At 67.2% G+C, this 24,735-nt stretch carries 18 protein-coding genes; 4 read left to right on the forward strand and 14 right to left on the reverse strand.

The annotated features are described in order from the left end of the window. Nucleotides 1-78: 78 nt before the first annotated feature. Entirely contained in the window at nt 79-1,119 is a 1,041-nt protein-coding gene (locus PYR72_RS34550) for a beta family protein (RefSeq protein WP_275458937.1), read from the forward strand. A 52-nt stretch (nt 1,120-1,171) separates the two neighbouring features. On the opposite strand, the gene PYR72_RS34555 is transcribed toward PYR72_RS34550, so the two are convergent. From PYR72_RS34555 to PYR72_RS34605, 11 genes are all read right to left on the reverse strand, one after another. Further along, nucleotides 1,172-2,416, reverse strand: a complete 1,245-nt coding sequence (locus tag PYR72_RS34555) for a hypothetical protein (protein ID WP_275458938.1) — start codon at nt 2,414-2,416, stop codon at nt 1,172-1,174. Nucleotides 2,417-2,643: 227 nt separating this feature from the next. Further along, on the reverse strand, nt 2,644-3,129 hold the full coding sequence (locus PYR72_RS34560) for an ATP-binding protein (protein WP_275460601.1): 486 nt from the start codon (nt 3,127-3,129) through the stop codon (nt 2,644-2,646). A gap of 303 nt (nt 3,130-3,432) precedes the next feature. Further along, on the reverse strand, nt 3,433-4,359 hold the full coding sequence (locus tag PYR72_RS34565) for a hypothetical protein (protein ID WP_275458939.1): 927 nt from the start codon (nt 4,357-4,359) through the stop codon (nt 3,433-3,435). A gap of 72 nt (nt 4,360-4,431) precedes the next feature. Further along, nucleotides 4,432-5,577: a DUF3696 domain-containing protein gene (locus tag PYR72_RS34570; RefSeq protein ID WP_275458940.1), complete on the reverse strand. Its 1,146-nt coding sequence runs from the start codon at nt 5,575-5,577 to the stop codon at nt 4,432-4,434. Further along, nucleotides 5,570-6,799 carry a DUF262 domain-containing protein gene (locus PYR72_RS34575; RefSeq protein WP_275458941.1) on the reverse strand — a complete coding sequence of 410 codons (1,230 nt, stop codon included), beginning with the start codon at nt 6,797-6,799 and terminating at the stop codon, nt 5,570-5,572. The genes PYR72_RS34570 and PYR72_RS34575 overlap by 8 nt, the downstream gene beginning before the upstream one ends. A gap of 160 nt (nt 6,800-6,959) precedes the next feature. Further along, nucleotides 6,960-7,811, reverse strand: coding sequence for a PASTA domain-containing protein (locus tag PYR72_RS34580; protein WP_275458942.1), 852 nt, complete (start codon nt 7,809-7,811; stop codon nt 6,960-6,962). Between the two features lie 143 nt (nt 7,812-7,954). Further along, on the reverse strand, nt 7,955-9,505 hold the full coding sequence (locus tag PYR72_RS34585; protein ID WP_275458943.1) for a serine/threonine-protein kinase: 1,551 nt from the start codon (nt 9,503-9,505) through the stop codon (nt 7,955-7,957). A gap of 88 nt (nt 9,506-9,593) precedes the next feature. After that, on the reverse strand, nt 9,594-11,021 hold the full coding sequence (locus tag PYR72_RS34590; RefSeq protein WP_275458944.1) for a DUF6177 family protein: 1,428 nt from the start codon (nt 11,019-11,021) through the stop codon (nt 9,594-9,596). A 106-nt stretch (nt 11,022-11,127) separates the two neighbouring features. After that, nucleotides 11,128-11,772, reverse strand: coding sequence for a hypothetical protein (locus tag PYR72_RS34595; protein ID WP_275458945.1), 645 nt, complete (start codon nt 11,770-11,772; stop codon nt 11,128-11,130). 9 nt (nt 11,773-11,781) lie between these two features. Then, nucleotides 11,782-14,142, reverse strand: a complete 2,361-nt coding sequence (locus PYR72_RS34600) for a hypothetical protein (protein ID WP_275458946.1) — start codon at nt 14,140-14,142, stop codon at nt 11,782-11,784. Continuing rightward, nucleotides 14,139-14,576, reverse strand: a complete 438-nt coding sequence (locus PYR72_RS34605; RefSeq protein ID WP_275458947.1) for a DUF6507 family protein — start codon at nt 14,574-14,576, stop codon at nt 14,139-14,141. Before PYR72_RS34605 ends, PYR72_RS34600 begins: the two co-directional genes overlap by 4 nt. 592 nt (nt 14,577-15,168) lie before the next feature. Here PYR72_RS34605 and PYR72_RS34610 point away from each other — a divergent pair. From PYR72_RS34610 to PYR72_RS34620, 3 genes are all read left to right on the forward strand, one after another. After that, nucleotides 15,169-16,212: a hypothetical protein gene (locus PYR72_RS34610; protein WP_275458948.1), complete on the forward strand. Its 1,044-nt coding sequence runs from the start codon at nt 15,169-15,171 to the stop codon at nt 16,210-16,212. Nucleotides 16,213-16,378: 166 nt separating this feature from the next. After that, nucleotides 16,379-17,218: a helix-turn-helix transcriptional regulator gene (locus PYR72_RS34615; protein WP_275460602.1), complete on the forward strand. Its 840-nt coding sequence runs from the start codon at nt 16,379-16,381 to the stop codon at nt 17,216-17,218. Further along, nucleotides 17,215-17,409, forward strand: a complete 195-nt coding sequence (locus tag PYR72_RS34620) for a DUF397 domain-containing protein (RefSeq protein ID WP_275458949.1) — start codon at nt 17,215-17,217, stop codon at nt 17,407-17,409. Before PYR72_RS34615 ends, PYR72_RS34620 begins: the two co-directional genes overlap by 4 nt. A 24-nt stretch (nt 17,410-17,433) precedes the next feature. On the opposite strand, the gene PYR72_RS34625 is transcribed toward PYR72_RS34620, so the two are convergent. The 3 genes from PYR72_RS34625 to PYR72_RS34635 form a co-directional block, all read right to left on the reverse strand. Next, nucleotides 17,434-18,111 (reverse strand): hypothetical protein, encoded by a 678-nt coding sequence (locus PYR72_RS34625; protein WP_275458950.1) that lies wholly within the window; start codon nt 18,109-18,111, stop codon nt 17,434-17,436. Beyond that, on the reverse strand, nt 18,108-19,346 hold the full coding sequence (locus PYR72_RS34630; RefSeq protein ID WP_275458951.1) for an AAA family ATPase: 1,239 nt from the start codon (nt 19,344-19,346) through the stop codon (nt 18,108-18,110). The genes PYR72_RS34625 and PYR72_RS34630 overlap by 4 nt, the downstream gene beginning before the upstream one ends. A 73-nt stretch (nt 19,347-19,419) precedes the next feature. Then, on the reverse strand, nt 19,420-24,669 hold the full coding sequence (locus PYR72_RS34635; protein ID WP_275458952.1) for a class I SAM-dependent DNA methyltransferase: 5,250 nt from the start codon (nt 24,667-24,669) through the stop codon (nt 19,420-19,422). Nucleotides 24,670-24,735 lie beyond the last annotated feature (66 nt).

Genomic DNA, 24,735 nt, shown 5'->3' on the forward strand with positions numbered 1-24,735 from the left:
ATTGGCGCCCTTTCCTGCCCCAGCCGATGGTTTCACGCTGAAAGAAACGCCGTGCACGGGCAGCGCCGAGGGGGAGCCATGTCCGTACCGCTGTACGTTCCCGTCCTGCCGACTCGGCCGCATGCCACGGCCGCCTACCGTGAACTGACGCCGGACGTACAGCGCCGGGTCGCCCCGCTGTGGACGCTGCCTCCCCGTCCCGGAGCGCTGCCCAAACCGTTGGCCGAACGGATCGCCAAGGACGCCGAGGATGTCACCGCCGCCCAGCGCCACGGGTTCGCATGGCTGGATGCGCCATTCGCCGACGAGGGAGAAGCCGCGGTCCTGGCCGAGGCCCTCAGCCCCGACTGGTGGGATCACCGCAACCTGCGGCCCGTCACCGGCCCCGGGCGCCCCGGCGTGCAGCAGGCACTCGCCCTCACCGTGGCGCGCCGACACGAGGACGTACTAGGTATCCGTGTGCGTCTCCCCGGCGAGTGGAACGACGGCACGACCTCGGACGTCCGCGAGTTGCTGGACCGGCTGCCCCCGAGCCATCCGGCCGCCCTCTTCCTCGACCTCTGCACCGTCCTGCCCGACCGCCCCGAAGCCGCCAAGGAGGCGCTGCGTGCCCTGGACTCCCTGATCTCGCTCACCTCGTGGCGCACCGTGACCGTGATGGCGGGCGGCTTCCCCGAACCGCCGGCCGACTTCCGGGAAGGCGTCCCGTACGAGGCCCCGCGCACGGACTGGGAAACCTGGCACGAGATCCAGCACGGCGAACGCCCGTACCTACCCCGACTCCGCTACGGCGACTATGGCATCCACCCCGCCACGTATGTCGCCCAGACCCCGCCCGTGCGCGGCGGAGGCCCGCCGTGGGGCATCCTCCGCTACACCACCGCCCGCTCCTACCACCTGTCCAAGGTGCCGCACGGCAGACAGTACGACGACGCCAACCGGGAGGCCGCGCGCTGTCTCACCAGGCTCGCGGACTTCCGGGGCGCGGAGGCGGGAACAGGAGAGAGGTGGCTGCGCGACCGGACCGAAGGCTCAGTCAGCACCGGTAACCACTCGACGTGGAACAAGGTGGGCAACATCCAACACATGAAGTTCGTGGTGCGGAGCCTTGGCCTGTGAGCGTTCCCGAGCCGAGCCGAGCCGAGTCGGACCGGCCCGAGACTGGCAAGCCCTATGCCTCGGGGAACGCCTGCTGACCGGGCATGGGCGCGTAACGACGCTGCCTGCGCAAGCGGTTGGCGAGCGCCTTGTCGTACCCCTGAGCGTGGTTGCGTTTGTGCCGCTCCTTGACCGTCTCGCGCAGGGGGCCCGTGGCTCTCTCGACGGCGAGGACTACGGACATCTTGTCCTCCTCTGCCCGTTGCGCACCGATTGCCGCGAGTTCCTCGATCGTTGTGCCGACGGTGCCCACCAATCCATTCTTGATGAGCGTGGTGAACTCGGTGTTCGTCAGATACCGGTCGATCTGGGGGTACCCGAGCAGCCGTCCGCCATTTGGGCCCCGTGTGACGTCGTCTTCCAGCAGTAGACGCACGTACGGTACGGGCAGATACATGCCGGGCGAGGGGCCTGGATCGATGGTTTCCGTGAGGGGCCAGTAAGAGAGCTTCACAAAGCATGGATCAGGGCCGAGCCGCCATTCGTGGGGAAGGCCCGCTGGGCGGCTGAGGGCGGCCACACGCTCCAGTCGGTTCAGCTGACTCAGCAGTTTCTTGTCAACGCGAATCCACCGGTTTCCGGCCTCGTGCGGCAGGCGTTTGTACTGCACCAGCACGAAGCTTTGCGTCGGCTCGTGGTAGAAAATGAGGTCGGTGCCGAGGCGAGCTTCGACCGGCGATGCGTTGACGTTCGCGATTTCGATTCGGCGGCCGAGGTGTTCGAAGACTTGGATGTCGCATCGAAAGGCGGAGCCGAGAGAGCCGCCGACATATGGAGGCCCCATGGACTGGAAGACGTCGTCTCCGTCGAAGAAGTGATGCATGTCGTAGTCGAGTAGCGACGGTTCATAGGGTTCGGCGATCAAACCAGCCAGAACCGGCGCGTGGCGATCGGCCGGACGGCGCCACGCGGCAAGCCGAGCAGGTGGAATCCCCACGGTTGCCATTGCCAGCCGGGCAGCTTCGAGTTGCTCCTGCCAAGAGGCGTCCTCTGCCCGACTCAGCGGATCGAGGCGTTCTGGCTCGGCAGCCTCACCCAGAAAGTCGAGCAGTTGGCGCAGCTTCTCATGGTGCTGGGTGAGGGCCGAAAGGAGAGCCTCGGACGCAGTGTCGTCGAGGATGGTGAATTCCCGTTCCGAAGCGGTAAGGATCACGTTGCGGACGCTAGGGGGCAATTTATTTTCAATGGCCTGCAACGAGACAGAGACGGGGCACTCTCGTAGCAGTTCCACGTTGACCCGGGAGTCGACTGCGGCCACCTTCTCTCCGCGTGGCTGTCGCACGACCCCAGCCAAACCAGCGGGGTCTGCCCGGCCGCGGACGACCGTTTGACGAGCAGAGTGATCTGTGGCTCGAAACCACTCGGCAAGGACTCGGCGGCGACAGTCTTGGTGAAGGACTGCTTCAGCCGTAAGTCCATGTCAATACGGTCAAGTTCCTTCTCGCTGAGCGCTATGACGTAAACCATGCACGGAGAGTACGCGAGTCATCGCGGCATCCCGCGGGCGGGCAAGCGGCTGGTGAGGGGGCAGCCCGTCTCGGCCCACACGGTCTTCCCGGGGCCCATCGCCCGGGGCTCGATGCCCCACCGGTCGGCCAGAGCGGCTACGAGCATCAGCCCACGACCGGTCTCGGCGTCACCGGGAGCCTCCTGCGGGGAAAGCGGCGGCACGCGCTCCTCACGCGTGTCGGAGACCTCCACGCACAGCGTCTCGCCGGTAGCGACGAGTCGCACCTCGAAGTCGCGTCCCTGTACGTGCCCGTGGCGTACGGCGTTGGCGGTCAGCTCTGCCGTGATGAGGGTCAGCGTCTCGTTCACTGTGGACGTGTAGGGGTGGCCCCATGCGTCGAGCCGGTCCGCGACCAGGCGGCGGGCGAGGCGGGCGCCGCGCGGAGTGGAGCTGAAGCGCATCGTGAACTCGGCGGTTGTGGCGTCCACTTCTGCCGCCTCGCGTGTTACGGCCGCCGTCATGGAGGTGGGTGAGTGCTTCCTGTGCATGGCACCTACGCTGCCGGGCGCACACGGATGTGCCCAGTGCCGACGCGCACACAGCGAGCCGCCGTAGGTGACGGCGTGTGGCGTGTAGGCGGCGGTGTGCGGCAGGTCCCTGGATCTACTCCCCGCACTCCCGCAGCAGCTTGTTGAGGTTGCGGATCTTGTCCACGTAGCCGTCCAGGAGATAGGGGCGCGGGACTGCGTCACTGCGGGGCCGGCCGTGGAATCAGTCGTGTCACCTGTGCCTTTGCCTGTGGAGGAGGGACGGGAGTGTCTGTTTCATAGGTGGCGCCCGATGTGGGCGATGCGGATGGCCTTCTCGTCGTGAACGAGCCGGAAGTAGATGCGGCCGGCGCCTCGGTTGAGGTTTCCGTGCAACTGGAAACACTCGTCCTTGCCGTTGTCCTTCCACATCCGGTCCTTGCGGGCGTTCTCGTGCTCCCCTCTGATGTTCGGGGCCTCCCAGTGCGGCCCGGTGGGGGAAGCCGGGTCCCACTGGGCCGCGGTGGCCTCAAGCTGTCGCAGCAACTGGCGGGCTCCCTTGAACCACCGCGGGTCGAGGTTTTCCAGATCGTCCTTCACCCGGTCGAGAAATTGGAGGTGGGGGAAGAAGTCCGTTCGCCCCGACCAGAGTTCGGCTCCACTGGAGACGCGGTCCAGTCCTTCCCGGAGGATCCACTCCTCGTGTTGGGCGAGGTGTGCATTCCGGGAGGTGTGCCGGACTTGGTCCGTGTACTCGTCGGCGACGACGTCTCCGGGCTCGGGACCCTCAGACAGTTCCTCGATGTCCAGATCCAGCCAGGCGGTGTCCCACTCCGGGGCCAGCGGGAGGCTGAGGGCGAGTCCGTCCGCCATCAAGGCCGCGCGAAGTCCATGGACGTCGACTCCCTTGAAGCGGTGCCATATGTCGTCCCGCTCCTCCGTCGCCGCTGCGTGCAGAGCGGCTGTGAAGGTGACACATCGGTCGCGCATCCGCTGGAAGTAGAGAGCTTCTTCCTTGTTGCGGGTGTCATTGCGCCACTGCGCGTAGTAATAACCTCGTGCGAGTTCCGTCTCGTCGAACGGATTCTGCGTCGCGAGGCTGATGCCGCGCAGACGCTGTAACCGCCTCAGCACGCCCACGAAGGCGCGCATGCCCTGTGAGACCTCGTCCGCTCCGCAATCGGACGCACAGGACTGTTCGTTGAGAAACACGTGCAGCGGCACGCCCCACCCCATTCTCGTTCCGCACCGATCACCCCGACCCCCCGGGGCGCTGCAATGACTCTGTGCTGCAGCTCAGTCGAGCAGCTGGTCGAGGGAGTTCTCCCACTCGTCGAAGAAGCCCTCGGGCCATTCGGAGAGCCGTCCGTCCGGAGCGATCACCGGGCTGACGACCTCAGAGGTCTGGTCCTTGCGACGGAAGTAGTGCACGGCGGTCGCGGCGGGGCTCAACAGCCCCTGCTTGACGCGGAGCCGCAGTCCGTTGAGCACGTGGTCGCTGTGCGTTTCCATCACAACCTGCGCGCCGCTCGCCGCCGCCGCGCTCGCCAGGTACGCCATCCAGGTCTGGCCCTGCGGGTGCAGGTGCGCCTCCGGGTTCTCCAGCAGGATCAGGGTCCCCGGCTTGGCCGACAGGCAGGCCACGACGATCGGCAGGACGTACGTGAGTCCGAACCCGACGTTGGTGGGCCGGTACCGGTTGGACTGGGAGACACCCGATCCGAAGCGGTAGCTGAGCCGGACGGAGTCGGTACCGTCGATGCCGGCCGCCTCCAAGCTCACCCCGGGGCACAGTTTCTGCATCCAGGCTTCCGTCTGACCGAGCAACGTGACGGACGCCGCGTCCGGGACGAGAAGCGCTGACGCCTCGACGGCATCGTCCTGGTGAGCGCGCAGGTAGTTCACGGTGTGCTCGCCATGCGCTCCGAGGAAGCCGCGTGTGGACACGGCGTGGTGCGAGCGCGGGTAGCTGACCTGGGGCGAGACGCGGTCGGCCTTCAGGTACTGGAAGCCGGGCCCGAACAGGGTCGGCAGCAGTGCGGCTGGTTCGACGAACGCGAACATCTCGATGCCCTCCCTGTCCTCCTCCTGAAGCAGCTTCAGGTGGTCGGCCTCCCGCTCGTAGCGGGCACTCCACTGGAGGGAAGCTCCATCCCCGCGCGCCGCGAGCGTGATATGCGGACCGGTCTCGTCGTACGACTCGTGCCGTACGTCCTGTCCGATCCCGAGCTGCACCAGCTCCTCGTTGAGCAGGAGCCCGGCCTCGCTGCCGCCGACCGGGGCGAGGTCACCGGACTCGTACGACTGCCGCAGTAGCGCCAAGGACTGTAGGACGGAACTCTTGCCGGAGGAGTTGAGCCCGGTGAGCAGGGTGAAGGGAGCCAGACGGAGTTCCTGGTGGGCGAACGCCTTGAAGTTGGTGAGAGTGAGCGACTCAAGCATCCGTGGACTCCAACACCTCGCGGAACAGGTCTTTCATGGACTGGAAGCGGTAGTGGACCTTGTCGGCGTCGCCGGTCCCGGAGGAGATGGCGTCGTAGAAGGGCGGGTCGTCCATGAGTTTTCCGATGAACTTCTCCCTGACGGCGTCTGCTCGTCGGCTAAGGACGACGATTTCTTCCGGTGTGCATCGGGCCAGGGTCACGGCCTGTACTTCGAAGAGGGCCTTGTTGATCGGGTGGCGACGTGTCGAATCCTTGAACTGCTTACGGAACGCCTGATCCCGGAAGACGACGACGCTGCTGAACATAGCCAGCTTGAAGCGGCTCTCCAGGTCGGCCAACTCCGGGGGCGTGAGCGAGTTGATGTTGTGCATGGCTGCACGTAGGAAGCCGTCGAAGTCCTGTGTGAAGTAGCGCTCGGGGGGAGTCATCCAGAACGCCAGAAAGCGCAGACACAGCTCGCGCTCAGCCATGCGGCTGGGGGAGACGCTGCCTGCTGTGGCCTCCAGGAAGTACGGAGTTTCCGCCAGTTTGGCCAGGAGATCGCGCGCCGACCCGGGAATGAGGGCATGCCGCAGCTCTTGCTGCGTGAGGGGTAGTCCCCCCGTGTTGATCCGCGTGAAGATGTTGAACCGGGCCTCTTCGGGCGTGCCCTTCCGGATGAGCAGCAAGGACAGCTCGGTTTCGAGGATGCGCGTCTGCATGCGCCCCGGCAGGTCCTCGAACGTCCTGCCCTTGTAGTCAAGGTACTCCAGGTTCCTCAGCACCAGCGGTTCCAGCCCGGCGGCCTCTGGCTTGACGAACCGGACGATGGTGGTGAGCCGCTGCACCCCGTCCACGACGGTCCAGGAGTCGTCCGCCTCCTCCGCCACGTAGATGGTCGGCAGTGCGATGCGAAGGAGAAGGGACTCGATCAGTCTGCTCTGGGCCGTCTCGTTCCAGATGCCGGAGCGCCGCTGGAAGTCGGGCTGCAGATCGATGAGCCCTCGCTTGAGGCGCTGAAGGATCAGGTCGATGGTCGTCGCGCGCGGATAGACATCGATCAGCTCCGGGTCGAACGGCGCCCGGTGGCTCGGACCGAGGTCCTCCGCTTCGATGCCGGCGCTGAGTCCCGTGTCGGTCAGCTCGACGAGCGGCTCGTCGTTCCGCAGTGCCGAGGACACGGTGGACGCCGGGTCCGGAGACGACTGTTCCGGCTCCGGCACGGGAGCGCTGCCGACCACGATGTGCCCCTCCGCATACGTACATGCCGTCCATGAATCGAACGTGTCCGTACAGTAGCTGATCGACTACGGGCAGCGCCCTGCGTTCTGCAGGAAGGAGCCACGGTGGTGTCGGCCAGTGCTGCTGTCGTCGTTGGCCCCAAGGGGCATGAGGTGGGGCTCAGCTCTTGCAGCCGCCTGGCGGGCAGTGCCGGCTGTTGTCGCAGCCTCCGGGCGGGCAGCCGCCGGGGTTGTAGCTGTCCCCGCCGCCGCCTCCGCTGCTGAGGGAGCCGCCCGAGCTGCTGCCGGTCGACCCCCAGCCGTCGTTCTCGTTGCTGTCGGGGATACCGTTGTCGTCGCCGTCGTAGCTGGGGCTGTCCGGGTCATTGGCCGGGTCCCGGTAGTGCAAGCCATCGCCGCTGGGGCAGGCGTCTCCGGGCCGCACAACGTCCATGAAGATGCCCGTGTCGGAATCGAGTTCCTCGCTTGAGGAGGGTTCCTGGCTGCACACCTTCCACGACTTGCCAGCGTCGCCGTGCTCGTCCGTGTAGGCGCTGGTGGCGACACTGGTGTCGACCCCGGAGTCCTTGAGCAGCTTCACTGCCTGCCCGTATGTCATGCCCTTCACCTTCGGCACGGTGATCATGGCCATGTCGTCGTTCTTGGGGCAGGAAGTGCGGGGCGGGACGGCGGAGAACTGAGCCGTGAACTCGTAGGTCGACTCAATCGGCGTGTCGGCTGCTGGGTACTGGAAGCACACCTTCCAGGAGCGCTTGGGGCTGCCGAGTTTCTTGACCGCCTTGAGCCACTTGACGTCAGCGATGTCGCCCGCCCTCGCCGAGTCGGTGGCCTCACCGAGGGTCTCGCCGACATGGTTCTTGAACGCGTACGCGCTCTCCGTCGGCGTGGTCTCGGCCACTTCCGGCTCGCTGCGGTCGTCGCTGTCGCAGGCGTTCGCCAGGAGCCCGAGGGCGAGAACAATGACGACCAGGCAGCCGCAGCCGGCCTCGAAGCCGTCCTTAACCTTGCTCACTTGCTGTCCGTTTCTATTGGGTTGACCCCCTTTACGGTCGGTCAAGCGGGCTGGTCAGCCATTTCTGATCGGCTGCAGGTCGCATTTCGAAGAGGACGGTGGGCGGGAGGCTGCTGCCATCCGGCATGAACCTGGCGGGTTCCTCACCGGTCATCGTCCAGGTCGGCGTTCCGCCGGGCAGAGTCTGCCTGACGGGTGCCTCGCTGCTGGTCGGCGATGTGCGCGAGGCCCTCCTCGGCTTCCCGGACCATCCACCGGTCGTGGATCCGGGTGCCGATCTCCAAGGCGCGCGCATAGTGCTCGCCTGCCCGTGGAAGATCGCTTGAGCGCTCCGCGCACCTGGCGACGTGAATCAGGCTCCAGCCCGTCAGACCGTCGTCGCCGGAAGCCAGGCCGACGCGTAGACCGGCCGCGTAGTGCTCCTCCTCCCGGAGGGTGTCGTCCTCGGACTGTGCCAACTCGGCCAACTCGTGGTGGGACCAGCCTGCGGCTGCGGGGCACTGGTGGGCGTCCGCGACCGCCAGGGCTCGCTCCAAGAAGTCCTTGGCCGCTGCGAGTTCACCGCGTCTGCGCCGGTACACACCGAGGTTGTACAAGCTCCATGCCTTCAGGTGTGTGTCGTCGGTCTCGTCGGCAAGACGATCGGCCCGGGTGAAGAACTTCAGCGCCAGCTCGTGGTCACCGCCGCGCCAGCGACAGGAGCCGAGGCCGTCCCAGGCCCAGCCTTCCTTTCGCCTGGCGCGGTGCTGTATGGCGAGGTCGAGAGCCGACCGGTAGTGGTCCTCGGCCTGGTCGAGGGCGCCTTCGTCACGCTCTTTGGTCGCCTGTTCGAGCAGTCTGTCGATGTCGGCGAGCCCTGGGCCGGCCGTGGGGAGGCATTCGACGATCTCCCTCATCGTGGCTGCCGCGACGGCAGCCGCGGGGCGCTCATCCGGTTCGAAGCGCATGAGCTGACCGATCAGGGACGGCAGGGCGCCGGTGGTGCGCATGGGCTGCGGAACACCACGGCTGACGGCCAGGACCAGTTGTGGAGCGGATTCACCGGAAAACGGATGTCGCCCCTCCACCGCGCGGTACAGCGTGGCTCCGAGCGACCACATGTCCGAAGCCGGAGAAATCGGCCCGCCGCTGGTCTGCTCCGGGGACATGTACTGCGGTGTCCCCATGACTGTTCCTGTGGGCGTGAGAGTGATCTCGCCCAGCATGCTGGCGATCCCGAAGTCGGCGATCACCACTCGGTCGCCCGAGAGGAGGATGTTGGCCGGCTTGATGTCGCGGTGGACTACTCCGGCCGAGTGTGCGGCAGCCAGAGCCGCTGCGACCTGGGCGCCGATGCGTGCCGCTTCCGTGCCCGGGAGAGGTCCCTTGTCCAGGACTTCCCGGAGTGACTGCCCGTCCACATGTTCCATCACCAGCCAGGGCAGGCCACTGCGGTCGGAGAACTGATCGTGCACGGTGACGATGCCCGGATGGCTGAGCTTTCCGGCCGCACGGGCCTCACGCTCGGCTCGTGCCGTGAGTACCTCGCGCTCCTTGGCTGATACTCCCTCAGGAACCTTGCACTGTTTCAGTACCACCCGGCGGTGCAGGCGCACGTCGTACGCCAGCCACGCTTCCCCCTGCCCGCCCGCTCCCAGGGATCGTTCCAGCCGATACCTGGTGTCAACGACCGGAACCGTGTCTGCTTCCTCCATGACTGCACATAAACACATCGGTGAGGGCGGGCACAGAGCTACTTCCGAGTTCTGATCCTTGTGGGTGGTGGCTCGGGCCGGAGGTCGCTTATCGCGCGCCCCGCAGATGGTCGTTGAGCTGTTTGAGGTGCTGCCAGGCCACGGCGTCGCTGCCGTCGCCCAAGGCGTAGTGCAGGGCCGGTCGTGCCGCCGGGCCGAGGCGGGCGGGGCGCGACTGCGGAGCGGTTTCGGCGAGCTTGTGGCCGACGGCTCGTACGGCGTCCGGGCCGAGGGTGAAGGAGACCGGGATCGGGGGCTCTTCGCGATGCGGCGGGGTCGTCAGGTCGGCTCTGGCGGAGCGCAGGTGGGTGAGCATGGAGACCAGGTTGTGACGGGTGGCCAGGGTCTCGGCGAGTGCGGGGAGAGCATCGAGCGGCGGGGGCTGGTCGGCGGTGTGTCCGAGGGCGAGCGTGATGTGCTCCTCGACGCCTGCAGGGGTGCGGACGATACGGAGGGTGGCGATGGCCGGGCGGTCGGGGGCGCCCACGGCGATCAGCCAGGTGGGGGCCGACTTCTGGGCTCGGGTGCGCGCCAGCTCCGTCAACGGGCGGCGTGACCACGGCAGGTTGACGGGCTCGGCGGTGGACCAGCCGGCGGGCGGGGCGCCGGTGAGGGCTTCCCAGGCCGACTCAAGCGCACCGCCCAGCAGGAGATCCCCCGTCGCGGGGTGAGCGGTGCGGATGGACAGCAGCATCTGCCGCTCGCCCTCCGGGGCGTCTGCGGTGGGGGAGTTGAAGGCTTCCGCCGTCCGGGGGCCGCCGGCGGCATTCCGTACCGGTGTGAAGTGACCTTCCCGCCAGTGGACCACGGCGCCGGTGAGCCCGTCGTAGAAGCCACCCGAAGGATCGCGGACGACCCAGCGGACGGGGAGACTGATGAGGAGGGACTGGACGGGCAGGGTGAGCCGGGCACTGGCCGTGGTGACGATCTGCAGTTCACGCCCCGACCCGGCCGTGGTCTGTGCGAGGTCGGTGAGCCAGGTTGTCGCCGCGACGACGGGACGGTCCTGGAAGACCACGGCTGCCCGATCGGTCAGGACATCGACGGCGACCGAGACGCCGGTGTCGGTAACCGGAGCGGAGACGTCGTTGTCCGCGCCGGGAAGGGCGACGACCTCGACGTGCGCGGCCTCCGGGGGCCAGGTGGTGCCGCCGAGCACTGCCGTCAGACGCCCTGCCACCGATCCGGCCAGGCGCCCGGCCTCCTCGATGGCGGTGGTCGCCCGCACCTCGGTCCACCACACCGGCGCGTCAGCCGTGACATCGGGACCGAACAACCGGCTGATCTCCCCCGGGACTTGAAGGAAGAGCGGGACCTCGACGGTCACCGCAGGGCCCCCGTCGGGTGTGCACAACCGGACGGCGGCGCCCTCGGACAGGCTGTCCACCCGCAGTTCGGGCCCGCCGGCGTACAACCCGGCGAGCAGGGTGCGGGTATCCGGCATCTTGGGAGTGAGGGCTATGACGTCCTGTGTCACGACATTCCTATGTCAGCGGAGATTTGATGCCTGGGCAGGTACTTCGGCTCCGCTTCGATAGGGAACCCCGTATCGTGGCAAGTCAGCCGACCCCTATGCCGAGAATTCAAAGTCTGCCGGTCAAGTCGGGACCCATTCCATCCTCATACGCTTCCGGCGTCGCCAGCCCCTCGGGCGTGGCGCTACCGAAATAGGTCGGCTCGCCGGGCTCAGGGGAAACTCCGAGCAGGCTGGAGAGTTCCTTCAGGGCGGTCGCGAGCCGGGGAGCGTTGTGCCGGTGAACGTCGGGATGCGGGCGGCCGGAAAAGTCGTACCAGCCCCAGATGTCATGATGCACGGACAGTTCGGCTGAGAGGCCGGTGGGCGCTGGAGACACCGACAGGTCAATCAGCCGCGGCTCTTGGCGGGCCTTCCCTGCCTCGTCGATCCATGTCCCTGTGCCGATGACGTGCAGGTCATCGATCTCCGCGGTGGGAAAGGCTGTGGGGCGGCTGCCGACCAGTCGTCCCGCCAGGCTCGGGTCTCCCAACGGCGTCGTGAGTTCCAGACTGCTCGTGATACCGGTGGAGCCGAGGTCCAGGACGTACCAGCCGTACTCAAGCTTGGCAGGGGTGAGTAGCTCAAGGCGTACGAGTACCTCGCTCATCCGCCCTGCCGTCGTCAGAGCAGATTCCAGCCCCGGTGCGGCGACCTCGTCGAGATCCCAGAACCAGGAACCGCATTCCCGCGGTGCACGCATCAATGTCGACATGATTGTTCCTTACGGGAATGTGGGTCCGTTCGGTGGGACGGTGATGGATCCGTCCGTGAAGCGCAGGAGGAATGTCCCACCTACCCTTCGGGCGTGAAACTCGGCCTCGTTGAACATCTTGGGGGTGAGGCTTCCCATCGGTTGATGTACGTCCAGGATAGCCACCCGGTTACTCACCCCTTCGTGGGCCAGTTGTCCGGCAGCCTTTTTGGCGGCGCTCTTGATGCCGTCGATCCTGTCGACGTCTTTGAGCTGGTAGCCGTAGTCGATCGAACCGTCAGGGTGCCGTGTGTAGACATCGAGGTCGAACGTGGCCGTGTCGAGCTCCACACCCACCCGGCCGACGCCTTGGGCCTGCAAGTCGTCCGCAAGCCGCATGGCCATGTAGGCGGCGGGAACCATGCCTTTCGGGTCGCCCTTGGAGGGCCCCTTCTTGCACATGTCGAGGAGCTTGTCGTAGCCCTCCATCTCCCGCAGATGCCCGCGCGAGATCATCTCGGCGACACCTGCTCCGTACGGGTCCTTGCGCAGGGAACGGAGCACGCCCGCCTGATCGCGTGCGTCCATCCTGGCCCGCTCGAGTTCCGCGACTACTCCGGCCTCTTGCTCCGGCTCCATACGGCCCGTCTGGGTCTGGGCGACGTCATCGACGTTTTTCGCGTATTTCGCGGGATCGATCCCGGGGGGCTCGTCCGAAGCGCCGCCGTGTGACTGCGGCTCCTCGCCAGGCACTGTCGGGTCGCCGTCGGCGCGCACACCGTCATCGCCGGACGGAGGATCAGCCGGGCTTCCATCAGGAGACGCCGTGCCCGAACCGGACCCCCGGCCGCCATGGTGCGGGCCTTCCGGCGAGCCGTGAGTGCCTTCGGTGGAGTGGCCGGAGCCAGATCCCCGCGTGCCTCCGGTGCCACTCTCCGACGCCTCACGTGCTGACGACTGATGACTGTCTCCGCCGACGCGGCTGTCGGGTGTGGCCTCGGGACTGGCCCGTGGCGACTGGTGGTCGCCCGCGTGGGCGGTGGCGTCGTTCGTACGGGGGCCCGCGCCGACCAACTCGCGGTCGCGGGGAAGCTCGACCGACGGTGGGCGCTGGGCCGCCGGGGGCTCGGGCCGGGCGGGGGTGGTGTCCGGGACGCCGTTCCTGCCAGGGATGAACTCGCCGTCGGAGATGCGGAGTTCGGAACCGTCGGCGAGACGCAGGACGCTGTGGGTGGCGTCCGCGGCGGCTGCCGCGTCGGTGGCGGTGTTGATGCCGGTGGTCAGTTCGCGGATGGTGGGCAGGACGCGTGCGGTCGTGGAGACCGTCTTGGCGGCGGCACCGATCGGGTCCAGCACCTCGCCGACCGTGGCGAGAGTACCGGCCACACGGGCGCCGGCCCCGCCCTTGCCCGCGGCAGAGAGGCCCTTGGCGGTGGCACCGAGCGGGCCGGCGCCCAGGGTGAGGCCGTTGAAGACGAGGGTGCCTGCGGCCTTGCCTGGGTTGTCCGCCCAGTCGTCCCAGCCGACCAGTCCCTTGGCGAACTCCTTCGCGTACGGCCGGCTCTCGTCCATGAACTGTTCCTGCCACGGCCCGAAGGTCGGCTCCCGGTCGCCGTGGGGGTCCAGCAGATACGATTCCGCGCCGACGATCACCCGGGCCAGGCCCTCGCGGGTGGCGTCGCCCTCCTCGCCGGGGCTGAAGAGGTTGACCACGCCCTCCACGGTGCCGACCACGTTGTCCTTCACACTGAGGCCGAACTCCTTCAGGTGGTAGTCGATACCGAAGGGGAGAACTTCGTGGTGGGCCGGGGCGCCCCATGGCAGCTTGTCCGCTGCGGCGAGTTGGTCGGCGCTGAAGCCGTAGGCGTTGTCCTGCTTGGGGCTGCCGTCGTTGATGTGCCACTGGGTGCCGTCGACCAGCGCTGTGATCTTGTCGGCGCAGGTCACCTCGGCCTGCTGGAAGGCCGCGACCGCCGCGTTCACGGCGTCCCAGATGGCCTGGTGCTGGTCGACCTTGTCCTGGTCCTTCTGCCAGTTCTGGAACAGTCCGTCATCGCCCTGCACCGACGCCACGAACACCCGCGCCTGTCCGCGCAGCGACTCCAACTGTCGAACGGTCTCGGCTACTTCGACCACATAGTCGGTCAGCGCGGTGGCCACCGTCTCCAGGTCGTCCGCGAACGACGACGACCTCGACTCCACCGCCTGCGTCGTCGCGAACAGCTGCCCCGCCTCCGGGGCCTTGTACGACGACGACAGGTTCTGGAAACGGGTGTGCACGTCACCGCCGTGCTCCCGGATCGCCTTGGCCGCCCGGCGCATGGCGGCGATCTGCTGCTGCAGGTCGACCAGATTGCCGGTGAAGCTGGGTATCTTCTCCGGGCTGATCACGGCTGCTCACCGCTGCCGGTCGGCGTGCGCGCCTCGTACGCCCGCTTGCGGGCCTCCTCCATGAACGCCGTCACGTCCGGCGCCAGGGTCGCCTGACGCTGGGCGTTCCACGCCTGCTCCAGCTCTCCCGCCCCGTACGCGTTCGTAGCCTCGACCGCGCCGTTCGCGGAATTGCTCGCGCGCAGCGGCAGGAACACCACGTCCCGCTCCGTACCGGTGACGAACTCGCCCAGCGCGACCGCCACCAGACCCGAGGCATGACCCTCGGTCTTCGTCGCACCCTCACCGTCGAACGACAGCGTGCCCGCGGACTCCATCGCGCGCTGCACGGCACCGCCGTACAGCGTGATGCCCTTGTTCATGCCCTCGGCGGCCTCCCGCACCGTGGAGATCACCGCCCCCACCCCGGCAGGCGAGATGTCCCACCCCGTCATACCAACCCCCGTGAATCCCCCGGCCGATGCCTTGACCCGGTCGCATCTCAGCGTCACACACGCCACTGACAACAGGACTTCATCTGTATCAGCCGACCATTGCAGCAGCAACGCAGTTCCAGCCAAAGGCGTGTTACGTCGGCCACGCCGCGTCGCACACCAGAGTGCGGCAGCCACGAGATTGCGATCGGGAGAGGCAGCAGCCACGAGGGATGGGGAGGGGCCTGGACTGCTGGCCGGTGGGGGGAGGGGGCGCTTTCGTGTGGATCGCTTTCGTGTGGATCCCCGGGTGGTCGAGACGGAAGTCGTACGGCCGTGTGGCCGGCTGTTCGCCCAGGTCGGCACCGGGACGCGGGACCCCGTGACTCGGTGGTGCGCGATGTTCTTAAAAGCCATTGGGGAAATTACCGACCCCACCGAACCCAACCCGTTCGTGCGCGAGTTGGGGCGCCACTCGTTCGAGTGACGGGAGCGTCAGCGGGTCGGGTGGGTGGGGTACGGTCGCCGCACGCAACCGCAAACAGAGAACGGCCCCCGACAGGACGGCAATCCCGGCGAGGGCCTGACCAACCAGGAAGAGTTGACCTTCCCGATGGCTGATCCGCAGTCTAACGCGGCCCTGCCCGCGTACCCGTCGCCCGAGCACTCGCCGCCCGCGCCTCCGGAACTCCCGCCGGACGCGCCCCGCGCCGGAGTCCTCCACGTACGGCACCGCCACACCGAGCGCTACACCGTCGTCGGCAACCACCTCGCCCAGCACCCCAGCCTCTCCGCCACGGCGATCGGTATCGGCGTCCACATCCAGTCCCTCCCCGATGGCGCCTCGGTCACCGTCAAGACGTTGACCCTGCGTTTCAAGGAGGGCGAGGTGACGATCGGCAGGGCGCTGCGGGAACTGGAGGCTGCCGGGTACCTCGTCCGCCGCCGGGTGCCGCTCGGGGGTGGGCGTATCGCCACGCGTACGTTCTTCCTCGATCATCCGGGGGCGGTCGTACGAGCCTCGGTGGCCTCCATTCGCTCTATGCGCTCGGTGCCCTCGGCGCGGGGCAGCGGGTTGGAGGCTGTCGCCCTTGCCCCGTCCGCTGCCGCCGGGGATGAGCCCGGGGCTCGTCGTGCTCCGGAGCCGGTGGCTGTGCAGGGCCAGGCGGAGGACCGGCGGCGGCCTGACTCGCCGCCGGCTTCTGTACGTACGAGGCCTGCTGGTTCCGGGCCCGTCGCGTTGCCCGAAGGACCGGCGGTCGCCCTGCTCGCGCGTCTGCGGCTCGCTGACACCCGGCTGTTGCTGTCCGAACGAGACGTTCAGCGCCTCGTGCCCGCCGTGGAGGCCTGGCTCGCCCGTGCCGCGACGCCGGACCAGATCACCCGCACGCTCACTGCGGGCCTTCCATCCGAGGCCGTCCGCATCCACCACCCGGCGAGCCTTCTCGAATACCGGCTGACGGCCCTCCTCCCGCCACCGCTGCCCGGGAGATCTGTCCGTACGGAGACGGTGACGCCCCCGTCGCGACCACTGCAGATGATCAACTGCGACGGTTGCGACCGCGGCTTCCGCTCGGACGACCCGCGCGCCCTGTGCCGGGACTGCCGGGAGGACCGTGGTCGCCGCGAGGCCGAATCTGCCCACTCGGCCACCTGATCCGGCACCGACGGTTTCGCACTTGTGCGGGTGAACTTTCGGGGTTCGGTGGTGTGGTGACCGTGTGCTTTCTAGCGTGGCTGTCGGTGGGTGGGCACGGGCGGTGGAGGTGAGCGGGCGGGTGAGCGAACTGGTACGGCAGCCGGACGAAGCCGTGGCTGCGGACATGGGCTCGGAGGGCGAGACGGAGGCTTCGGGGTCGCCCGAGTCGGGGTCGGGCATTCTCCGGGTATTCGGTCGGCAGTTGAAGCGGTTCCGGCTGCGGGCGGGGTTGGAGCGGGCCGAGTTCGGGTCGCGGGCCGGGTACTCGGCGTCCACGATCGCGGCGTTCGAGCAGGGAAGGCGGGTGCCGCCGCCTCGGTTCATCGACGTGGCGGACGAACTGCTGGACGCGGGCGGGGTCTTGCAGGAGATGAAGGAGGAGGTCGCGCGGGCACAGTACCCGGCGTTCTTTCGGGATGCGGCTCGGTTGGAGGCGGAGGCGGTTGAGCTGCATGTCTACGACACACACTTGATCAATGGGCTTCTACAGACAGAGGAGTACGCGCGCGCCGTATTCGCGATGCGCCGACCGCTCTTGGACGAGGAGACGATCGAGCAGAGGGTGGCCGCCCGGATGCTCAGGCAAGAGATCTTCTCCCGATGGCCCGCACCGTTGATGAGCTTCGTCATCGAGGAGGCTGTACTGCGCCGCCCCATCGGCGGTACTGAGGTTCATCGCGGCCAACTTGAGCAGATCATGCTCACCGGGCAGAACCGCAACGTCGAGATCCAGGTCATGCCGTTGCAGCGGGAGGACCATGCGGGACTTGCAGGTCCTTTCACTCTGATCGAGACCAGGGCGGGGCAGCGGATCGCCTACGCAGAGGTTCAGAAAAGTAGCCACCTCTACACCGAGCGGACGCCCGTTCGGGAGCTTGAGGCGCAGTATGGGATTATCCGGGCTCAGGCTCTCACTCCACGAGAGTCGATGGCTTTCGTCGAGGGACTGCTGGGGGAGCTATGAAGGGCGCAACGGAACTGACCTGGGCCAAGAGCACCTACAGCAGCGGTGAGGGTGGTCAGTGTGTCGAGGTAGCCACCTGTCCTCAGGCTGTCCATGTGCGGGACTCCAAGGACACTACCCGCCGTGGGCTGGCAGTTGGCCCGGATGCCTGGGCGGTGTTCGTCGGGTACGCCGCAGACCAGACCGCCTGAGCATCACCGGCGGCTTTGAACGGCTCACCTGCGGCGGGGACTCGGAACGGAGGCTGCGGACCACTGGTCGAGTTCGTGGACGAAGTCCTTGTAGGAGCGGTTGGTACCGTTCGGGCCCGAGGCTAGTAGGCCTAGCGACCGGGCCTCCTCGGCTACTTTGGGCCCGTCACTCTCCCGGAAGGCCGGGGAACCCAGCCTGCGCTTGAGTTCTTCCTTGGGGCTCTTGATGGTTCCGGTGTCGCGGCCTTGGAGCTGGGCGGGAATCTTCCAGTTGGGTCGGACGGCCGGGAAGGCGTCCGGGAAGAGTAAGAGCCAGGCTTCCGACTCCCAAGCGGCAAGCGCCAAGGCCGAGTTGCAGGGGCTTTCACGGGAGAGAGCTCCGGCGACGTTCGCACGGATACGGGTGTATGCGGCGTCCGTGTAGCCGTCCAAGTCTTCGTGGATCACCAGCCCGACCAGCGGGCCCTTCGCCCGGAGCGCCCGGCCCTTCGCCTTGCCGATGATCGTGCGGATACGGGCGGCGAGTTCGGGACCGGTGGCCGTCTTGAGGCGGGTCTTGTCGCTGATCTCGACGAGTCGGGCGTTGCTGAGGTCTGGGTGATGCTGCTTGATGATCTCCGCGACGATCCGGCAGTCGTTGGAGTCCTCGCCGGCGAGCACGATGACACCGCGATCTTGCGGACCTCTGTTTCTGGCCGTCACAGTTCCTCCCCGGTGAGGTCGCCTCCGAGGACGCCGGAGAACCAGAGTTCGCCGAGCGGTAGGTCTCCGCTCTCCTCGACGATCGCGTGTACGTCGCCCGTGGTGATGGCAGGGATGAGGGAGGCACCGTCGTCGTCGCGCTCACAGATCACGATCTCCTCGGGTAGAAGGCGATCCGTGAGGGCGGGGGAGTGGGTGGCGACAATGAACTGAGTGAGCGCGCTGGCCTCACGCAACCGCTCCACGATCAGCCGCAGAGCCTGCGGATGAAGACCGTGGTCGATCTCCTCGATGCAGGTGAGGGCGGGAGGAGCCGGGTCGTAGAGCAGAGCCAGGAGGCCGAGAAGGCGGACGGTTCCGTAGCTGGCGTCGGCAAGGGGAGTGGGGCGCCGCAGACCGCGTTCGCGAAGGAAGACCGTGATCTGGTCGGCCCCGCCTCCGACCTTGACGAACTCGATGTCCAGCAACTGGGGAAGCACGGAACGGGCGTCGTCCACCAGCCGGTCCCAAAGATCTTCGTCCCCGGTGTGGTCGCCCATGTGGAGTACGTACAGGAAGGCTGCCAGGTTGTCTGCGTTGGACGACAGGACGTCGTAGTTGACCCGGGACGGCTGACGCGCCGCGTTCACGTTCACATCGAACACCCGGAACGAGGAAAGCTGGTGCGCCACCCGCGCGACCTCCGTGCCGCCTTCCGTGCTGGTCAGGCGGGGAAGGGTGGACAGACCGCTGCTGAGTCGTTGGATGCCGAACTCACTGCTGTCCTCAAGACCGCTGCTCGGCCGGGTGTCGACCACGGTGGCGCGCTCGCCCGACACGGTGATACGGCGTCCTCGCCCCCGCGTCCGCTTGAACTGGAAGCTCTCGCTGCGGGTGAGTCGATAGCGGCCGGTGTCCTTGTTGCTGGGGGCGGAGTAGCGCCGGACCTTGAGGTCGTACTCGTCGGGTGCATTGGGACTGGAGTGGGTGGTCCAGGTCGCCTTGAGTCGAATACGAAGGGTTGTCGGGGGCTTGGGCCCTCCCCAGAAGGCAACTTCGTCGAACCCGCCCCGGGTTTCGAGGGCGGGTTCGAGGTCAGTTCGGATGATGTCGGCGAGCAGCTCGAAGACTTTGAGGACATTCGACTTACCGACACCGTTCGCACCGACGAGAACCGTCAGAGGGCCTAACGGGATCGTCACGTCCCGGAGACTGCGGAAGTTCTCCACGTGCAGTTCGAGCAACTGTCCTGGCATGGAGGGAACCTATCGGGAGTCGTGGGGCGGGATGGGGTACGGCGGGTGTGGCGTCGGTTCGCGCGGCTGACGTTCAGGCATCCACCGGAACCTCGCGCTTGTCGTCCCTCGGTGCGGGCGAAGTCCAGCGACCTCCGGCAATCTCGGCGTCCAGGCGGGCCTGGAAGTGGGCGTGCGCGGCTCGCATCTCGGCCTCGCGGTCCGCCTTGTAGAAGGGGGCCTGATAACCGTCCGGAGGCGGGGTGCGCTCCGGGTCCTCCAGGTGGGCGAGGAGATCGAGGTAGTCCTGCTTGGACTGGCCGTGGCCGTAGGTGTTGAAGTCGGCTGCGATCTTGCGGCCGTTGGCGTCGAACCAGGTGGCAGCTTCGTAGTCGTGCAACTGCGGGTAACGCGACTTGAAGATGGCGACGAGCTGGTCGGCGGTGATGCCGAGCCAGACGGAAACGAGGGCGTCGAGTTCGACGAGAGCGGCGCGGCGCTCGTGCTCGGTGCGGAGAGGAGTGGCGTACTCCCACGTGGGCTTGAGATCGAAAGCTAGGGGCTTCAGGTGGGGCCAGTGAGGGTTGGCCCAGTCCTCGTAGCCTGCCCAGCGGGGGTCAAACAACTCCGTCCAGAGGGCGGCGTAGTGGGAGGTGAGGGCGTTCAGACGAAGAGTGCGCAGGAGGAGTGCGGGGGCGAGGGGGTGGTCGGGGGCAGGGGCGGGCATCTTGTGAGCTTCAGCCACCTGGAGGTCTGACCGGCCAGTGATACGCAGAAGATAGTCCAGAGGAATCGACGCCCAGAACCCTGCATTGAGAGTAGTCAGACGATTGTTAGCCAAAACCATGGATTGAACAGTGTGAACGTGAGCTGGTCCGGGTGGGATGAGAGCGGCGTGGAGACTGCGAGCGATGCTGAAGTTGAGCATGCGGCGCCAGGCTAGGCGAAAAAAGGACGTGGGTTGTACTCCATGCCATAGGCTTTGCGCTGCGAGGAATCTCGACTCTTCTGTGGCCCGTACATAATTGGTGACGGGGGTGAAGTTCTCCGGCAAGCTAGTGGGGGTGAACGATTCCCAGTCCTTATTGCTTCGACAAGGGATTTTGGGTTGCTTGGAGAAAGGGAGGGCCATTGCGAAATGAGGACCTTGGAGAATGACGTCTTTGTACTCGGGTACAACTTGGTTGCCCCATCGAATCAGGCCGTCTTTCTTGGCGTTTGCCTCATTGTATCCATTGCTGATCATTGGCTGGAAATCGGCGAGGCGGGTGTTATGGGCGGCCAGTGCCTCAATGGCTGCTTGCTCGCTACGCAGGACAGGGTAGAGTAGAGGTGTTTGTGTTACCGAGCCCGCTGACCCCGTGAGTGCTTGCCATCGCGTCAGGAGGTCCGTGTTCACGTGTACTACTCGCTCTTTGTGGGGCCGTACATCCCATGATCCTTTGTGTTTGATTCCAGGTGCTTCACTAGTTCCGTCATGGGACATGGAATCCAAGAGTACTTGCGCGCCGTACAGTGAACTCAGGTGGGAAAACTCTGGGTCGCGCTCTGTCCCATACACGTGCAAGGCGAACGCCTGCTTCCGCGCCAGATCTTCGAAAGCCCAATTAGCGGCGTTGATGAAGCTCGCATGTACTCGAAGGTGACGGTATGAGGCCTCCCGGATCGCGCCATCGTGGACACCGCTAAAATGACTGTCTGGGTGAATTAGGCCCACATTGCCGTTCGGTGTCATGTGCTGCCATACCTGTACCATGAAGGCCCGATAGAGGTCCCCTCGGGTGCCCGCGAGTAGCGGATATACAGCTGGACTGCCAATCATGCAAGCGGCACCTGCGTGCACTGCCAACTCGCTGAGCGTGAAGGTTCGGCCGCCAGGACCGGTGCCGAGGACCTCTTCCTTGCGTAGCCGCCACTCCGCCACGCTTGGCTTCTCTGCTAGCACGAACCACGGCTCCAGCTCCGCTAGGACCAAATCCTCCTGCCAGTCCAGCCGAACCCACGGCGGATTCCCCACCTGCAAGTCATATCCGCCCCGCGCAAACACCTGCGCAAAGTCCAACTCCCAGTGGAAGAACCCCTGCGCCCGCGCCACATCCCCCGCAACCCCCGCCCAAGGGAACCGCAGCTCCAACTGCTGGAAATGCTCCATCCCCATCAGATCCGGCAGCGCATCCTCATAAGGCTCCAGCTCCGCCAGCGACCCGAACTCCGCCACCAGTGAATCAGCAGGCACATCCTCCGTGCCGATCAGCGCCTCCGCGAACTCCAGCCAGTCGTCCAGCCCCGCCAGCGGAACCACCGACCGCTTGCGCGTACCCCCGATGGCCTCCTTGCGGCGCCCGGCACGCCGACGCTCCACCGAGGCCGCCGTCAGCTCACCGGCGCCCGTCACCTCGCCGAACAGGTCGGTCGTCTCCCAGGACATCAGCACCCCGGACTCGTCCGCCGCCCGCAGCCCCTCCGCCACCGCACGCGAAGGAAGCTCCTCAGCCCTCCGCTGGTACACCTCCGCCGTACCGTCCAGCAGGCCAGCCTCCTGCACCGGCCAGAACCACAGCGCGCACCACGCGTCCATCAGCGTCTTCAGGCGCCAGTACGGGGTGTCCGGTGCCGTCAGGTCGGCCACGACCTTGTCCCGCTGTACCGCCACCTCCGGTGACCGCAGCCAGCCGTCCTCCGCTCCCCACACGTCGATCCGGCGCGAGATGTCCCGCTCGGAGATCTCCAGGCGCCGTACGACCAGGTCCCACAGGAACTCCACCCGCCGGGCCGCTGCCTGAAGTCGCTCCGCCTGCTTGGCTGTTGGCGTGCGCGTGATCATCTTGCGCCAGTTGCCCAGCGTGCGCGCCGCCTCCGGGGCCAGCGCCTTCGCCTCCTTCTCGGCGGCGACCGCGCCCCACTCCTTCGCGGGGAGGAGGAAGTGGTGGACGGCGTTCTCCGTGACCCGCTGCACCGAACCGCTCCGGGTCGTGCGCTCGGTCACCGTCACCGGGAGGCCGTTCGCCGCCTCCGTCAGGGGGAAGCGTTCCGGAGTCGTCCCCAGCCAGGCCGCCTTCTTCAGTTTCTCCGGCGGGTACACCTCACGCCGGCCTCCGATCAGCGAGTTGCCGCGCCGCAGGTGTAGGCCGAACCACGGGGCCTCCATGCCGGGGTGCATGGTGTTGAGCCACAGCGAGACCTCCGCCAGCTCCACGGCCGTCTCGTTGAGGTCGACGCCGTAGGAGTTGTGCAGGGCGATGTACGCCTTCGCCTTCTGGAGTTCGACCGCGTACTTCTCCGTGTCGATCGGCGTGCCCAGTTCCTCCTGGCGGCGGCGCAGGTACTCCGCCGCGACCTGGTTGATGGCCTCGTTGAGGAACGCGCCCGAGCCGAGCGCCGGCTCGCAGATCTTCCAGTCGAGCAGCTCGCGCGCCTCTGTCGTCGTGCCGTCCTGGTCCAGGCGGTGCTGGAGGGCCAGTTGGACCGTGACCTTGGTGAGGGACTCGGGCGTGTAGTACGAGGCGGAGGTCTGACGGTCGCGGCCGGAGAGGCGGTAGACGAACGAGCCGGGCGTGTAGGTGACGCGGACGTCCTCGCCGGTCTCCTCGTCTCGGCGGTACACGAACACGTCGCGCGGATAGTCGTCGATCTTCGACTTCGGGATCAGCCAGGAACCGTCCTTCGGGTCGCCGCCCTTCGCGACCTCGTACAGATCCTCGTTGTCGGCGGCGATGAAGCCGCTGTACGACATCAGGCCCTCGTACACGGCCCCGAGCTGGTTGATGCCGAGCTGGGCGTACGAGATGAAGCCGCCGCGTTCGCCCTTCTTGCCGCGCGTGATCATCAGCAGGCGCAGCACCTTGTAGAGGGTGGCGTTGCGCAGCTGGGTGTCCAGGACACGAGCACCGCTGCCGCCGCCGTCGGTGTCGTCCTCGTCGGCGTCGTCGTGGGGGTGCGGGATCGCGCCCAGCCCGATCAGCCGGATCGACTCCGGCTCGAACAGCTTGGAGTGCAGCGGCTCGAAACGCAGGCCCACATCCTCGCTGGCCTTGCCGGCGTCCACCTCGACGCCGTCGTCCGTCTCCACGGCCGAGGGGCCGTGCGTCCGGCGGGAACGGTAGCCCTCCTGCACCTTGCGGAACAGCAGGTCCAGGGACTCGTACAGGTACGTGCCCTGCCGGGACTTCTCGTCGACGAGGTCGCGTTCGGCGACCAGTTCGCCGAGACGGCCGAGGCCGTAGCCCTGCTGGTACTCGGGATAGTCGGCGGGCAGGATGCCCAGCTCTGGGCGGGCCTCCGCGTAGAGGAGGAACAGGACGCGGTAGAGGTAGCGGAGCGACTCGCGGGTCAACTGCTTGCCGAGGTCCGGCAGTTCGCCGATGTCCTCGGGGCGGATGCCCTGCTCGCGCAGCCGGGCCAGGACCTCGCTCGCGATCAGCTCGACGCTCAGCCGCAGACCGTCGCGCAGTTCGCTGGAGACGCCCACCGCGTGCTTGGTGGACTTGCCGACGAGTTCGGCGAGCGGGTTCTCGCCGCCCTCCTCAGGCGTGCGCAGCGAGTCCGCGCCGAACAGGGCCGCGATCGTGTCGAGTTCGCCGCCCGCCTTGGTGTCGTTGCGTTGCAGGGCCGCGTCCAGGGAGACCGCGAGGTAGCGGCCCTCGCCCCACACCATCCGGTCCGCGAGGACGACGACACCGCCGACCAGCAGCAGTACGTAACGGGGTGCGTCCTCGCAGGCGAAGAGGAACGAGGCGAGCTTCGAGCCCGTCGGTACGGTGTTCCGGCCCTCCAGCGGCACCAGCTCCAGGAGGCGGCCGGGGCCCTCCGGGTCGAGGGCGGCGTCCGGTTCGGCGGCCCAACCGCAGTCGACCGCGACCAGGCCCTTCTCGGCGTGCGCCACCCGCACCTCGTACGGCTGGTCGGCGCGCGTGACCGTCATCGTGCGCGGCTTGGCGTCGTAGCCGAGGGCGCGCAGCACCTCCGCGTTCAGGGCGCGGACCCGCTCGCACCAGGCGGGGGAGTCGTACGTCGCGGAGTCGTCCTCGGTGTCCTGGGCGGCGGCCGTACCGTCCTCGTCCTCGGGGAGGGCGAAGGAGGAGCGGGCCCGGAAGTAGCGGCGGCGCAGTTCGCGCAGGCCCGCGCGCGGGGTGACCGGCAGGGCGTCGGCGTCCGGCTCCCCCGGCACCGCTTCGGACGTACCGTCGGCTCCCGCCGCGGCCGCCCGCTCGGCCTCCGCCCTCGCCTCGTCCTCGCGCTGCTTCCAGGTGGCCAGCAGGCCCGACTTGAGGTCCTTGGGCAGGACTTCGGCGAGGTAGTGCGCCGAGAAGTAGTCGCCTCGGTTGACCAGGGAGTCGTACGTCATGTCCGGTCTCTTCTCAGGGAATCTCAGGTAGCGAAGTCTGGCGGGCGGCGAGCCGGGGCGTGGCCG

The sequence above is a fragment of the Streptomyces sp. VNUA24 genome (assembly GCF_029167005.1).
Lineage (GTDB): Bacteria > Actinomycetota > Actinomycetes > Streptomycetales > Streptomycetaceae > Streptomyces > Streptomyces scabiei.